Source organism: Pseudomonas putida (genome assembly GCF_003228315.1).
Lineage (GTDB): Bacteria > Pseudomonadota > Gammaproteobacteria > Pseudomonadales > Pseudomonadaceae > Aquipseudomonas > Aquipseudomonas putida_S.
Genome location: NZ_CP029693.1, coordinates 6,068,655 through 6,082,706 on the forward strand (window position 1 = coordinate 6,068,655; position 14,052 = coordinate 6,082,706).

Consider the following 14,052-nt stretch of genomic DNA (forward strand, 5'->3'; position numbering starts at 1 on the left):
GGCAAAACGCCTGTCAGAACATAGAGTTGGCGCCACGTTTTAAAGCGGTTTGCAGATTGTAAACCCCTTATTTTTCAGCATTTTTTATAGAGGCACGGGATTACATGGAAATCGGTCTGCGCGAGTGGCTGATCGTCATCGGCATCATTGTCATTGCCGGTATTCTTTTCGATGGCTGGCGCCGTATGCGCGGCGGCAAGGGAAAACTGAAATTCCGTCTTGACCGAAGTCTGTCCAACCTGCCGGACGAGGACACCAGCGCCGAGCTGTTGGGCCCGTCCCGCGTGCTGGACAACCACAAGGAACCGCAACTGGACGAGCAGGATCTGCCGTCGGTGAGCATGCCGGCCCGCGAGCCCCGTGAATCGGGTTCCAAGCGCGGCAAGCGTGGTGGTGAGCCGGCCCAGGGCGATATGAACCTCAGCCTCGACCTGGATGGCGGCCCGAGCTTCAGCAGCCGCGACGATGACTTCGTAGAAGACACCAAGACCCAGGCGTCCGGCAGCGACAAGGAACAGCCACAGGCTGAAGAAGTCCTGGTAATCAGCGTGATCTGCCGCGACGCGGCCGGCTTCAAGGGCCCGGCGCTGTTGCAGAACATTCTGGAAAGCGGCCTGCGTTTTGGCGAGATGGACATCTTCCACCGTCACGAAAGCATGGCGGGTAACGGCGAAGTGCTGTTCTCCATGGCCAACGCGGTCAAGCCAGGCGTATTCGATCTGGACGACATCGACCACTTCAGCACGCCGGCAGTGAGCTTCTTCCTCGGTCTGCCAGGTCCGCGTCATCCGAAACAGGCTTTCGACGTGATGGTGGCGGCGGCGCGCAAGCTGTCCCAGGAACTGAACGGCGAACTGAAAGACGACCAGCGCAGCGTGCTGACCGCACAGACCATCGAACACTACCGTCAGCGCATCGTCGAATTCGAGCGTCGCGCCCTGACCCAGAAGCGTTGATTCAAAGGGTTGTGCCCGCGCGGGGCGCGGGACGATCGGCAAAATAGATTGAGCAGCCTCGGCTGCTCTTTTGCTTTATGAGAGAACACCCATGACTGCCGCCAAAGACCGCATTCTAGAGCTGCGTGCCGAGCTGGATCTGCACAACTACCGTTATCACGTGCTGGACGAGCCGAGCATTCCGGACGCCGAGTACGATCGGTTGTTCAAGGAGCTCAAGGCCCTCGAAGCCGAGCACCCGGAGCTGATCACCAGCGATTCGCCGACCCAGCGAGTGGGCAGCGCGGCGTTGTCGGCATTCACCCAGGTCCGGCACGAAGTGCCGATGCTCAGCCTCGGCAACGCCTTCGAAGAAACCGACATGCGCGAGTTCGATCGCCGGGTCACCGAGGGCCTGGATCTGCCGGCGGGTGATCTGTTCGGCGGTGGCGCGGCGGTGCAATACAGCTGCGAACCCAAGCTCGATGGCCTGGCCGTCAGCCTGCTGTACCAGGACGGCATGTTGGTGCGCGGCGCAACGCGTGGCGACGGCACCACCGGCGAGGACATCAGCGTCAACGTACGCACTGTGCGCAACATCCCGCTCAAGCTGCACGGCAGCGGTTGGCCGGCGACCCTGGAAGTGCGCGGCGAAGTGTTCATGTCCAAGGCCGGATTCGAGCGGCTCAACGCCACGCAACTGGAAGTCGGCGGCAAGACCTTCGCCAACCCGCGTAACGCGGCGGCGGGCAGTTTGCGACAGCTGGATTCGAAGATCACCGCCAACCGGCCGCTGGAGTTCTGCTGCTACGGCATCGGCCAGGTGTCCGAAGATATCGCCGATACGCATATTGGCAATCTGCAACAGCTCAAGGCGTGGGGCATGCCGATCAGCCACGAACTGAAACTGGCGAACGGGATTGACGAGTGCCTGGATTACTACCGCGATATCGGCGAGCGTCGCAACGCGCTGCCTTATGAAATCGACGGCGTGGTCTTCAAGGTCAACAGCATCGCCTCGCAGCGTGAGTTGGGTTTCCGTGCCCGCGAGCCGCGCTGGGCCATTGCCCATAAATTCCCGGCCATGGAAGAACTTACCGAGCTGCTCGACGTGGAATTCCAGGTCGGCCGCACCGGCGCGGTCACGCCCGTGGCCCGCCTGAAGCCGGTCAAGGTCGCCGGTGTCACCGTGGCCAATGCCACCTTGCACAACATGGACGAAGTGGCGCGCCTGGGTCTGATGATCGGCGACACGGTGATCATTCGTCGCGCGGGCGATGTGATTCCGCAAGTGGTGCAAGTGGTCACCGAGCGTCGTCCGGCCGATGCCCGGCCGGTGCAAATTCCGGAGAAATGCCCGGTGTGCGGTTCCCATGTCGAGCGCACGCAATTGATCAAGCGCAGCAAGGGGCGCGAGACAGTCAGCGAGGGCGCGGTGTATCGCTGTGTCGGCCGCCTGGCCTGCGGCGCGCAGCTCAAGCAGGCAATCATTCACTTCGTTTCCCGCCGGGCGATGGATATCGAAGGCTTGGGCGAAAAGAGCGTCGAGCAATTGGTGGATGAAGGTCTGGTAAGTTCTCCGGCCGACCTGTACGCCCTGACGTTCGAACAGGTGGTGGATCTGGAGGGCTTTGCCGAGTTGTCCAGCCGCAACCTGCTTGGCGCCATCGAGGACAGCAAGAAACCGGGATTGGCGCGCTTCATTTATGCCCTGGGGATTCCCGATGTCGGCGAGGAGACGGCCAAGGTGCTGGCGCGCTCCCTGGGGTCGCTGGAGCGGGTGCAAAAAGCCCTGCCGCAAGTGCTGACCTACCTGCCGGATGTCGGGCTGGAGGTTGCTCACGAGATCCACAGTTTCTTTGAAGACGCGCATAACCAGCAGGTGATCGCCGATCTGCTCAGGCATGGCATGCAGATTCAGGATCAGGGCGAGTTGGGTGCTGAATTCGCCGCCAGCACCACCTTGGGTGGATTGCTCGACAAGCTGCACATTCCTTCGGTCGGGCCGGGCGGGGCGCAGAAACTCGCCGACCGATTCGGCTCGCTGCAAGCGGTGATCGAGGCGGACTGGCTGGACATGCGCCAGACATTGCCGGAAAAGCAGGCCAATTCGGTTCGCGAGTTTTTCGCTATCGAGAGCCATCGCATTCAGGCGCTCGAGGCCGAGAAGCAACTGGCTGATTTCGGCATGCACTGGCACAGCGAGAAAAAAGTCGTCGAAGGCTTGCCGCTGACCGGCCAGACCTGGGTGCTCACCGGTTCCCTCGAACTGATGAGCCGCGATGTGGCCAAGGACAAGCTCGAAAGCTTGGGTGCCAAGGTGGCCGGTTCCGTGTCCGCCAAGACCCATTGTGTGGTCGCGGGACCGGGGGCCGGCTCCAAGTTGACCAAGGCCAATGAGCTGGGGTTGAAGGTGCTGGATGAAGAGGCGTTCGTCGCGTTCCTGAAGGATCACGGCATCACGGTTTGACCTGAAAAAGATCGCAGCCTGCGGCAGCTCCTACAGAAGGGTTCGTTCTCTGTAGGAGCTGCCGCAGGCTGCGATCTTTTCCGTGATCCATGTCCTTGAAGCAGCTCATTTTTTTTAATCCGCCTGAACGGTTGTAACTTCGTCTCAGATAGGTACAATGGCGCGGCTCGCCGTCAGGTGAGCATCGTTATGGTGACCCCATCGGTCCCCCCGCAACGATCAGCCGTGAACCCGGTCAGGCCTGGAAGGGAGCAGCCGCAGCGGTGACATTGTGTGCCGGGGTGTGGCTGGTGGGGTCGCCACCTATCTCTAAGTCCTTGAATTCTCAAGGATTTCTCAGTCAAAAATCTCGAAGTGTGACAGCGTGTAGGTACACCTAAGTGGTGCACTGTACCGCAATCTTATCTTATTCATTTCACGTCGCAAGCTAAGTCGATCCGTAGCTCTGTAGCTGCCTGGCGGGGAATTCGTGCCTTGGTCAATGCTTCTCCATGGCTCCCAATCGTCGACGGGATGCAGGGAAGGACAAGATGCGGGGTTGAATGTTAATTTTTTCCACCTACAATGTAGGTATGAAAAATTGACATTGGAGCGCGCTATGCAAAGTCTTGAGACCTTGGTGATCGATCAGCCTGACGAGGTTCAGACGGCACTTGGCCGAATCGGGTTTACGAAGGATAAGGTCGTCCAGATTGCGAAAGCGGCTGTGTACGCGAGAGCTGAATATTTGCAGGGTATTGATCCAATTAATTACCAGGGTACGCGAGCTTACCAAGCTGGTATTCGTCAGCTTCGCCTTCAAATGCGACCTGAAGGGTGGCGTTCCTGCCGCTATCGGAATATTGAACTGATTTATAACGTGAGCCAGGGGCTGATGTTCAGTTTTCAGAACGTTGATCACGCTTGTATGAAGGATGATCCCAAGTCAATTTCGGCACGGGGGGAGGCCACTCGAGAGCTCATTGAAAAAGGTTACGAGGCTGATCTTTTTGGCTCCTCGGTATCCGACGAGAGAATTCTTTCTGAAAACGCGTTTCCTCAGATTTGGTGCATCTGCACTGCTGCGAAAGAAGGGCGCCTTCAAGTTGAAGTATCGCGACCTAAGCCGTTCGAAGGTGATCAATTTGAAGGATTCTTCGAGCGAATTTTTGTTGAGGATCAAGACCTTCAACCGGATTTGGTCGTCGCCCCTCCTGTAGAGTCCTTTGACGATCTTGATACTGAAATTGTGGTAACCAAAAAGCAACATGGCAATATTTAATCTGTCTAGGTTTGCCTTCGCTCGTAAGCGGAGGCAACTCACAAAAAAAGAGTTGGCTGAAGTGGCTGGTGTTGCACAGGCGACTTTAACTAGGATCGATACAGGGGCTACTTCCTCTCCCAACGAGGATACTGTTGCGGCATTGGCTAAAGCCTTGGGGTATCCCGTTGATTTCTTCTATATGGATGATGTAGACGAACTCGACTCTAAGCAGGTCAGTTTTAGAAGCTTGAAGTCAATGACCGCAAAACAAACAGATGCTGCACTTGCCAGCGGAGCTTTGGGTTGCGTATTTAACGACTGGGTATCTGACAAGTTCAATTTACCAGCTCCAAATTTGCCGGAGCTAAGGGTTGAAGATCCTGCATCTGCGGCCTCTGCTATACGAAGACATTGGGGTATTGGCTTTAGGCCCATCCCAAATCTTATTAAATTGCTGGAGTCTAAAGGTGTCCGTATTTTCACCCTTATGGAAGGAAAGGACGTAGACGCATTTTCTTTCTGGCGGGATGGTGTACCGTTTATGTTTTTGAATACGCTAAAGTCACCAGAGCGTAGTCGATTCGATGCTGCTCATGAGTTGGGACACCTCCTAATGCATGTGCACGGCTATATGGACGGTCGTGACTTCGAGCGGGAGGCTGATTTATTTGCATCGCATTTTCTAGTGCCCCGCGAAGACTTGATTGCTCATTTGCCTGCAACACCATCTCTAAAGCAAATTATGGCTAGTAAACACCGTTGGGGTGTTTCTGTAGCTGCCCTCGCTCGGTCAGCAAAAGATTCGGCTTTGCTAAGTGATTGGCATTACAGAGAGTTATGCAAACAGATTGCTATAGCTGGATATCGTACCAAGGAGCCTAATTCAATTCCTCGCGAGACATCGATATTGTGGCGGAAGGTTTTAGAGGAGCTTTGGAAAGATCGCTATACGAAAGAGAAGATTGCGCATCAGCTGAGCTTACCCTTGGATGAGGTTGAGTCGCTGCTTCAAGGGATTTTGAGTGGTGATTCGGATATGCAGCGCGTTATTCAACAACCCAATCTCCGCATTGTATAGTGTTGTGATCAGGTGGTCAGGTTGGGGGTGTGGTGAAACTGTAAAGCTGTTTAAGGGCAGAAGAATGGAAGTGTCTGTAATAACGCTAATAGTGAGTTCGGTGACGGCGTTAATTGGTTTTGCAACTTTCACTGTCGCTTACTCGCAGATGAAGATTGCAAGTGCCAAGGTTAAACTGGACTTATATAACAAGCGGTTGAGCGTGTATTTGGTAACTCTGGAGTATTATCAGTCAGCGTATGGTAAAACTGATGGGACTATGAGGGCTAAGTCTGTTGAGTTCATAAAATGTTACCGTGAGTCGCAATTCCTCTTCGATTCAAAAGATGGCATTTTTGAAACGCTGAACAGGATTATGACCAATGGCAACAAGATTCTTGTATACGAAGATACTAAGTCTGGTGATCTGCCGAACATCAGTAAAGATACGGTGCATCTTCTACATGAAAAAAAGTGTGGGGGCACGCCTAGACTTCGAAAAGGATTTGTTGATTCTTGAAAAGCAGATGATGAAGTATATTAACTTCAGGGTTGTTAGTGGTTGGAAATTCTGGTGGTGACAACACCTCCCCTTGCTCACGATTGGCGTATTCTCATAATCGCATCTGTAATAGCTTGAGCATTTCGGTCCAATGCAACTAGTGCTGTCGTAGCATTTTCAGCAACGCTTGCAACTCCATTCTCAGAGAGCCACTTGGTCACCTCTTCAATGGCCGCACATATGGCGTGCTGGTTGTGAAGAAGCAAGGTGAAAGCATCTGCTGTGGCTATGTTGGCTTTTGAGCTATCTGGCACGGCTATCGGCCTTGAGTGATGGTGTGGGAAGACTAGATCGTCTCGCTGGTGACTGGTGGGCTAGGCATGCCGGAGTAGGGTGGCCGTAGGTGTTAAAACACAATAAACATACAATGGGCATGCCGGGTTATTTTTCGCTATGGGCTCTTTAATCACCTGTCGGCTTGTTCCAACAGGTGATAGTCTGATTACTTTGTTTTTTTGGCCAGGCTCGTATTGCAAGCTTGGCAAAGGCACCGTGCATTATTGAGAGAAGTACTTCCCCCATTTGACCACTGAATGCAATGATCAGCATGCATATCGTCAATTGTTATTTCGATATCGCACTCTCCGCATTTTCTTCCTCCAAGGATCCAAATTGCCAATCGTTCCTCGTCGGAGAAAGCGCGTTTTTTATCCCTGACTTGAATTTCTGGGTTTTCTAAAAGAAAGTAGCGTATAAGTATGGCTGTCCTTTCGCGAAGGCTATTCAGGTCATTTGTACCTTGCTGCATCAGTCGGCCAAACTCAATAAGTACCGAATCTCTATCCTCTTCAGAAAGCTCAAGGTTTTTTGCTCGCTCGGCATGGAAGTTTGCTATAAATTTCCGAAGCTTTGTATATAATTTAGCGTCAGCGTAATCACTTGTGATTCGCTTGATAAAAATGTAGTAAAGCGGCGGATATGCTTGCTTAGACAGTAAAGGGTCTTTTTCAGTAAATACCCTTGAGACAGTTTTTAGTTGATCGATAACTCGCCTCTTCAGTCCTGTTGAATCAGCGGAGGTCATGGATTTATTTCTTTCAACTAAATCATCTAGAAATCTCTTCTTTAAATCCGCAAATTGACCTCCACCGTTTTGGGCGGTTCGTTCCAGGAGCAGAAACTTGGCGGCGATTTCGTAGTGCTGATATCGTTTGTTTGTGGTTTTAATTTTTTTTATAAAAAAATCATCCTCTCTAGCGATATCCCTAATTAACTTGCACATTTCCCCGTTTTTTGCATTGCGCTTCTCCGCTGCGTTTAATGGTTCCCCATTGTTCAGCCTGGAAAACAGCTCTTCAATGTCTTCATCGTTGGCGTTTTGGATTAATACGACCGACAGGGATGTTCCTTTGAATTCCTCTTTCCAGTATTCACTTAGGTCACTGAATTTTGAGCCTTTCGCTGGGGCGTCTTGTCCGGCTCGGGCTTCAAGAACAGTAAAATCAGGATGAAGTGGGAATTCATCTTGTAGAAACGAATAGATGGCATGTAGCCGTTGCTTGCCATCAACTACCGCATAGTGCTTAAGACCTTTTTCGCTTCTTATGTCATGGAAGTATATCTTGGGTACGTCAAACTTGTTAAGAATTGAATCGATAAACAGCTGCTGTTTCTCCTTAGACCAAACCGCCGATTCCCTTTGGTATTCGGGGTTTTCATTGATGGAGTTTCGGTTTACCCATAGCTTGGATATTGGGAAAGGTTGCTCAATGCATTGCATACTATAAATTCCATGTCATATGAGTTGTGGTTAGTGCTGTGCCATAAATTTCGTTTCATGATGAGCGAAAAGGTTGCAGGTTCGTTGCTTCACGTCAACGAGAATCTAGAGGTGACCAGTGAAAATTCTGTGAGTGTGTTTCGGTCGAGACAATTGCTTTCGCTTCGGTTCGAATGTCGAAGGTGGTATTGACACCAAAGAAGAGCAGCTGGATGGATTCAGCGAGTGCGTAAGCTTTTTTCTGACTACATAAGCGTTGATCAGGGGTGACTGGTAAAGCAGCGGAACCCTGTTCAAGCTGGGTCGGTGTTAAGAGCATTTGCCGTGCCAATCCGCTGCAAGTGTCTATAAATTCAAAAAATCACAGGTGTGCTAAAGCTGGGTCGAAGGCGGCTTTGGTCACGCTGTCCAGGTTACTGGTTCATCTCTTTCTTAATGCGGTAGAACGTTGCTACCCCACAACCAGCAAGTAACGCTACTTGATCGGCAGGCATCGTGGGGTGCTTGTGAATCAACGCCGCTACCTTCGCCCACTTAACTGCATTCCTGCCCTTGCCTTTGGGCTTCCACTCAGGCTCAGCAGCACGCTTGTTTTCTAGCCCTTGCCGGATTCGCTCTACGCGCTTCTCTTGATCCAACCTTGCCATCGTTGCCATGAGGTCGATGAGCATGTTGTTGATCACGTCCATTATTTGACCTGTGATCCCCTTTGCCTCAATCAGCATGTGACTGGTAGGCAGATCAGCCACGACCAAACGAAGTCCTTTAGCCTTGATGGTGGACTTGAGAGTGTCCCAGTCGGCCTGCGAGAGGCGACTCAGGCGGTCTACAGACTCAACCAGCAGCAGTTCACCAGGCTGAGCGTTGTCCAGCAACCGCATAAGCTCAGGGCGAAGAAGTTTGGTCCCGCTGATGTTCTCGGCGTAGACGCCGCTTATGTGCAACCCCTTCTCTGCGGCAAACTGTTCCAGAGCAACTTTCGCGCGGTGAGCGTCTTGATCTTTGGTTGATGCACGGAGATATAGGTGGGCGTTCATCGCGACTATCCTTTGCTCTCTGTTTTGATAGGTCTATGATAAATCAATCATATGTCTATCGACAATAGCTATTTGATAGTGTGTGGGCGGTGCTGCTCAACTACCAGACTTGTCTACTTCTTTGATAGGACTTCCGCCCCTCAGTCTGACATGAACTTGTGTCCAACCCGCTAGAACGTGGCGTCAATCTTCAAGGTCAAGATAGAAAATGTCGTATGCACTACATGCGGCACAAGCCACTTTTGTACGGAAGGGCACTACATCCAGATGCCGGAGCGAGAACGCGAACCTAAAGTTAGAGCCACCATCATTTGCCTGCGTAATGGCAGGGTTCTCCTTGTCCGGAAGAAGGGTGGCCAATGGAATTTTCCAGGGGGCGGTATCGAGGAGGGCGAGATGCCGCAAGAGGCTGCCATCAGAGAACTCCGTGAAGAGGCTTACCTACGTGGCCACGTCCTGCATGCCCTTTGCACAATCAGGGTTGGCAATACGCTCCACTACATCTTCACGATTAACGTGCCTGAGGGTGAGGAGGCAGAACCAAGCAACGAGATCGTCGCGTGCAAATGGGTCCACCGGAGTAGGCTCACTGGGTCCATGCTCAAGCCTTCTGCCGCAGCATTGTTGGCGATGGGCCTCCCAGCTCTCTCTGCGTAGCTAAGCACCCTTATTCATCATTGGCTGGCTTGAAACTGGCGCCACTCAACTCCACAAGCCGCCGCAGTGCTGGCTCCATCACGCGATCTGAATTCATCAGATGACCCACTGCCTTCATCACCGCATCTGAGCGTTCAACGTGACCGGTTTCTGCCATCCAGGGTGCGAGGACGTGTAGCGTCTCGCAGATGGCAATCTGGTTTCTCCAGAGTTGGTTGAGTGCTCTGGCGATGCAAACTTCTTGTTCCGACATCATAGCTACGCCCCTTCGCATTGATCATCGCAGCCGTTCAAGAGCGTAATGGCTGCATAGACCGAGATCCGTTGAGTGTCTTTTTCCCCATTGAAGAATCGGAGCGGGCGCTCGTTCAAGCTTAATCCCATATTTATCGTAAGGGATTTTGCGTAGATAGCGGTTTCAGCTTAGGCCCGCTGGGCTCAATCCCAATAATCATGAGGGCTATCAATCAGGTTAGCCGGTCGCAGGTCGCATACACGGCAAGTTATCCATTAGATAAGGATTAACTAAAGTGGTGAATGTGCAACGGCATTGGGCTTCGCTCACATTCCTTCGAACAATACTGAAATGCTCACGCCTAAAGCATCGGCAAGCACCTTGATGGCATGGATCGACGGGTTGGCTCCGCCTGTTTCGATGCGGGACATGTACGTTCTGGCGAATCCGCACCGATCAGCAAAAGCTTCTTGACTCATGCCCATAGCCACGCGGAGCTCCCTGACTCGGGTGCCGAACTGGTGCTGAAGTGCTGGGGAAGGAGGTGGTGCTGGCATTCCCCTATGGTCAGGTGATGTGCTCTAATCGGACACACACTAATCGTGACATGCGGGGCGTGCTCACCGATCCGCCCCGTATCCACGGCACCAGTCCAATGGCTAGACGCCATAAGACGTAGGGACGTTAAGGAATCGCAGCGTGAGACTGAAGATCAAGGGTGAAATTACTCCGGAGCAGTTGGTGAAGGCTTTTGAGATGGCGACGAAAGCATTGGAGGCCGACGTACCTGGTGGGAAGTTCTATGGGGCCAACCTGTATCTGGTTCCGTACGATCCAGATGGAGAGCGGCTTTCAGCTTTAGATGAACGTGGTTCTCCAGCAATCCTGACTGTTCCCGCTCAACCCGGAACGAACGTCAAGCCAGCCTTGAGTGCCAAAGCCCAGCAACGCCGCGATGCCGCCCTTGAGGCAAAGCTCCAACGCGAGGCCCAAGTAGCTGAACGAGATCGCAAGGAGGTTGCTGAGTACAAACGCCAGCGTCAAATTCAAGCTGTTCAATTAGCGAAAGCTCAAACAGCGTTCAATGCTCTGAACGAATTAACGTCCAAACTACTTGCCTCGGAGCCGGAAGATCTAATTGATGGACTAAACGAAGCCATCAGGACTAGTTGGCACGGCCAGGAACCCAAGGAGCCGCATGGCCCCCGGAAGGGAGAGCTAAAGCCGGTGCCAGAGTTTTCGATTGTGGATGGGAAGCTGTCACTGTTCACAGCTTCTTGGAAGAATCCAAGACTCTTATTCAACCCAATTGGCACTCTGAACCTGAACTTGAGCACGCTTGCACCCATTTGGACGCACAGCGCTTGGATGATTGCCATTGATGGGTTCCTGAACGTCATGGAACACCTGAACGGATCACTGCCGGAAGAAATCTTCGGTGAACATTTGCCTCAGAGAAAACCTGCGGACTGACAGTTATAGCGCCGCTACATGGCGGTCCACTGACACAGTAGGGTTTAGTGATCACATCTGGACGTTAACGTGCGTGGGATGAGCTAGTTAAAAGAATCTCGACTTTTCTCGCTACATCCTAATGCTCGTTATCTGGACGCTCAGGTGCTTCCCATGGGCTACTTATGCGGGTTATCCAAAGGCATCCCTGAAGGTTAGCGATCAGTGTTTTCAGTCTCTATAGGTCGCTCGGCATGGTTAACGTGGGGCAGGGGAGCAAAGCACCACAAGCTTTTGATTTGAACTGTGCCGGGGATGGGATGACTGAAATTCAAGGATATCTGCCTTCTAAGTCTTCATTCCCTAAGTAGTCAACTGTTCCCAAGGCACTAATAACAACTGTACAGGTCCGAAGGGGAGGGTAGGGCTAGGGCCCCCTCCCGCTCTTCCTTTTAATTGTGCAGGAGAACTTGTGTCCAATGGCACAGGTTTGTAGCGATGTATGGGGTGTAATCTTTCCTAAGAAGTCTTTTAGGATAGGTTACACCCCGTCGGGAGGATTAGGCTGCTTTATATGCCTGCTTCATCTTCTGTATCTTCTGGCGTGAAACTCCAGTCTGTCGATGGATCTCAAGGGCTGAAGTTTCGAGGGATATCAGGCGTTTAACCTCTTCTTCTGTCTGTTCATCAAGCCTCCTGCCATCTCGCTTGATCGGTATCGCATATGCGAGGGACCAATCCACTGTTGCATCAGGGAAGTACGTGGATAGCAGATAATCAACAACGCGGTAGTCCTGAACATAGAGTTTAGTTTTCTTTACGTTGTCACGGGAGCGAACTGCAGTACGAGTTACCGACTGTAGTGTTGGTTCAAGCAGCCTGTTTGTAATAAACGCCTCTTCGAAATCTCGTCCGTACTTTTCCTTCAGATAGACTAACCCTAGTCTCTCAGATGGGCTTGGATTGCCACCAAATAGAACTATCACTTCCGTTGCATTGGCATAACTGTTTAAGCCTCGGCAATCCTTAGGGATATATACAACACCTCTAGTGGAACTGAATCTAGCCCAAGTATTTGCCAGGAGGAGTGGTGTGCTGTTGACATGCTCCATAATTGTCGCAAGGACTATATCAATAAGGCGCTTGTCCTCGTGTTGCGCGATCATCGTCTTTTTACTGAACTTCTGGTCTTTCGGAACAACTGGGCAGATGGTGACAAGGTTGCTTACAGGCTGCCATTCCGGAGTGTACTCTGAGTCAACGAAGCGGAAACCATGCACCTGTGCAAATACCTCAAACTCACTGTTCTTGATGCTCGCTGCTAGTACGTGTGATTCAATTGCCGAGGAGAAGATGTCCCACCAGTCCGTATACTCCTCGACGGCGCGAATATGCCGTGTGCCATCGGACGTGGGCTGATCGATAAAAACCTCTACGTCTGAGAGCAGCAGTCGGAATATGTGAGCCGCAGAGGATCCCAGTGTTGAGCAATCCATTCCTCGTGCATCCGCACGGTTAGTAGATACTTGTTCCCGGACTTGTTCTTCCAGGCCGTCAATGATTTGAAGTTTTCCATCGCGTTCCACAGTGAACTGAAGTATGCGTGGCATTTCCGAGGGCTTGACTGGGTAGTCCGGGTAATCCACAACCTTTGGAAGCTCATCAAGCACCAGAGTCCAATTGTGAAGCAACGATGGGCGGATTCGCCGGATTGAGTCTTGGGTGCAGACAATGAAGTTGTCCACTTTCTCTTCCAGTGCTTTCTCCAGACTTCTGACAACCAATTCGCCGTCACGATGATCAATCGGTCGACATGTTATTCCTTTGCTGGAGGCCCGCTGAATAATCTCGTCGCTCAGAACTAGTGTCGGTAAGGCGAGAACTAGCCGTTTCCCTGAGCTTGTTAGAGAGGGGAGTTTGGACAACAGGGCTTCGGTTTTACCCGAGCCTGGAGCGGCAATTGCGGTGTGGATGGGTTTGATTCGTTCAATCCGTGACATGGTTCTTTCCTTTTATTTAGTTGTTCGCAACTCCTCGATGTGTTCCGGTTCATTGTATTTGGAACTCATGACCCTATATCGCAGACAGCACGAAACCCACTCTGCTCAGCGGCCTATTGGCTTGAACAAGCGAGGTAGTGGTCTATTAGTAGGGGAGGTTTTGCTGCACCAGCGTCGTTGGCTGGGAAGCGAAGAATACAGCGCTTGGGCAGGATGTCAAGCAGGCTTGTGAACTTTTTTGCTGGTGGTTGAGCAACTTTCAGTATGCCGCTTACTGCATTAACTTTATTGGAGGATCAGGGTTTTAAGCTTAATTGAGTGTAATGGGTGTTGGCTAGATTGGCTATTTCTGAAGAGCTTGCAGGTCTAATTTAAGTGTTTTTTTCTTTGCTGTATCTTTGGTTGATATTGTTGTATTCGCCCGTAAGGCTTCTTTTAGAGGCTCTGGGAGAGTGTTTTGAATTGTGCTAATATTTCCATAAGTGTCACCTGGTAAATTTGGCTTGTATTAATTGATCGTGCTTGTAATTGTTTGAGGTTGTCAGGGTCTCTAGAGCGTGGTTTTAACTTTTAGCTGTGCATTAGTTGGCTGTTTCTACCTGACTCAAATGTGAGGCACTGCTTGGGAGTTCCCAGCACCTGTTTCGAGGTGCCAAGATTTCCACTCCGAGCCGGAGGCTTCCC

Annotated in this window: 13 protein-coding genes and 1 other RNA gene; 8 read left to right on the forward strand and 6 right to left on the reverse strand. The window is 51.8% G+C overall.

Annotated elements, in window-relative coordinates; all coding sequences use genetic code 11:
• The first annotated feature begins 104 nt into the window (after positions 1 to 104).
• The 6 genes from zipA (at position 105) to DKY63_RS32230 (ending at position 6,225) form a co-directional block, all read left to right on the forward strand.
• A complete protein-coding gene (gene zipA / locus DKY63_RS28350; RefSeq protein WP_110967152.1) occupies positions 105 to 956 on the forward strand; it encodes a cell division protein ZipA in 852 nt (283 codons plus the stop codon).
• Positions 957 to 1,047: 91 nt separating this feature from the next.
• Positions 1,048 to 3,405: an NAD-dependent DNA ligase LigA gene (ligA, locus tag DKY63_RS28355; RefSeq protein WP_110967153.1), complete on the forward strand. Its 2,358-nt coding sequence runs from the start codon at positions 1,048 to 1,050 to the stop codon at positions 3,403 to 3,405.
• Positions 3,406 to 3,604: 199 nt separating this feature from the next.
• Positions 3,605 to 3,701, forward strand: an RNA gene (gene ffs / locus DKY63_RS28360) — signal recognition particle sRNA small type.
• Between the two features lie 302 nt (positions 3,702 to 4,003).
• Complete coding sequence (locus DKY63_RS28365) at positions 4,004 to 4,666, forward strand: hypothetical protein (RefSeq protein ID WP_110967154.1); 663 nt, start codon at positions 4,004 to 4,006, stop codon at positions 4,664 to 4,666.
• Positions 4,653 to 5,726 (forward strand): helix-turn-helix domain-containing protein, encoded by a 1,074-nt coding sequence (locus DKY63_RS28370; RefSeq protein WP_110967155.1) that lies wholly within the window; start codon positions 4,653 to 4,655, stop codon positions 5,724 to 5,726. The genes DKY63_RS28365 and DKY63_RS28370 overlap by 14 nt, the downstream gene beginning before the upstream one ends.
• Positions 5,727 to 5,790: 64 nt before the next feature.
• Positions 5,791 to 6,225, forward strand: coding sequence for a hypothetical protein (locus DKY63_RS32230; RefSeq protein WP_162634931.1), 435 nt, complete (start codon positions 5,791 to 5,793; stop codon positions 6,223 to 6,225).
• Positions 6,226 to 6,302: 77 nt separating this feature from the next.
• Here the strand turns inward: DKY63_RS32230 and DKY63_RS32765 are convergent, their stop codons facing one another.
• The 3 genes from DKY63_RS32765 to DKY63_RS28390 all read right to left on the reverse strand — a co-directional run bounded on the left by DKY63_RS32765 (position 6,303) and on the right by DKY63_RS28390 (position 9,024).
• Positions 6,303 to 6,521 (reverse strand): hypothetical protein, encoded by a 219-nt coding sequence (locus DKY63_RS32765; RefSeq protein ID WP_110967157.1) that lies wholly within the window; start codon positions 6,519 to 6,521, stop codon positions 6,303 to 6,305.
• Between the two features lie 188 nt (positions 6,522 to 6,709).
• Positions 6,710 to 7,987, reverse strand: a complete 1,278-nt coding sequence (locus DKY63_RS28385) for a GmrSD restriction endonuclease domain-containing protein (RefSeq protein ID WP_110967158.1) — start codon at positions 7,985 to 7,987, stop codon at positions 6,710 to 6,712.
• A gap of 413 nt (positions 7,988 to 8,400) precedes the next feature.
• A complete protein-coding gene (locus tag DKY63_RS28390; RefSeq protein WP_110967159.1) occupies positions 8,401 to 9,024 on the reverse strand; it encodes a recombinase family protein in 624 nt (207 codons plus the stop codon).
• 267 nt (positions 9,025 to 9,291) lie between these two features.
• Here DKY63_RS28390 and DKY63_RS28395 point away from each other — a divergent pair, with 267 nt between their 5' ends.
• Positions 9,292 to 9,681 (forward strand): NUDIX domain-containing protein, encoded by a 390-nt coding sequence (locus DKY63_RS28395; RefSeq protein ID WP_110967160.1) that lies wholly within the window; start codon positions 9,292 to 9,294, stop codon positions 9,679 to 9,681.
• A gap of 10 nt (positions 9,682 to 9,691) precedes the next feature.
• On the opposite strand, the gene DKY63_RS28400 is transcribed toward DKY63_RS28395, so the two are convergent.
• Both DKY63_RS28400 and DKY63_RS28405 read right to left on the reverse strand, forming a co-directional pair.
• Positions 9,692 to 9,937, reverse strand: coding sequence for a hypothetical protein (locus tag DKY63_RS28400; RefSeq protein WP_110967161.1), 246 nt, complete (start codon positions 9,935 to 9,937; stop codon positions 9,692 to 9,694).
• 305 nt (positions 9,938 to 10,242) lie between these two features.
• Positions 10,243 to 10,473, reverse strand: coding sequence for a helix-turn-helix domain-containing protein (locus DKY63_RS28405; protein ID WP_110967162.1), 231 nt, complete (start codon positions 10,471 to 10,473; stop codon positions 10,243 to 10,245).
• Positions 10,474 to 10,615: 142 nt separating this feature from the next.
• Here DKY63_RS28405 and DKY63_RS28410 point away from each other — a divergent pair, with 142 nt between their 5' ends.
• Positions 10,616 to 11,389, forward strand: a complete 774-nt coding sequence (locus DKY63_RS28410) for an OfxX fusion product (RefSeq protein WP_110967163.1) — start codon at positions 10,616 to 10,618, stop codon at positions 11,387 to 11,389.
• Between the two features lie 539 nt (positions 11,390 to 11,928).
• Here the strand turns inward: DKY63_RS28410 and DKY63_RS28415 are convergent.
• Positions 11,929 to 13,368 (reverse strand): hypothetical protein, encoded by a 1,440-nt coding sequence (locus DKY63_RS28415; RefSeq protein WP_110967164.1) that lies wholly within the window; start codon positions 13,366 to 13,368, stop codon positions 11,929 to 11,931.
• Between the last annotated feature and the right edge of the window lie 684 nt (positions 13,369 to 14,052).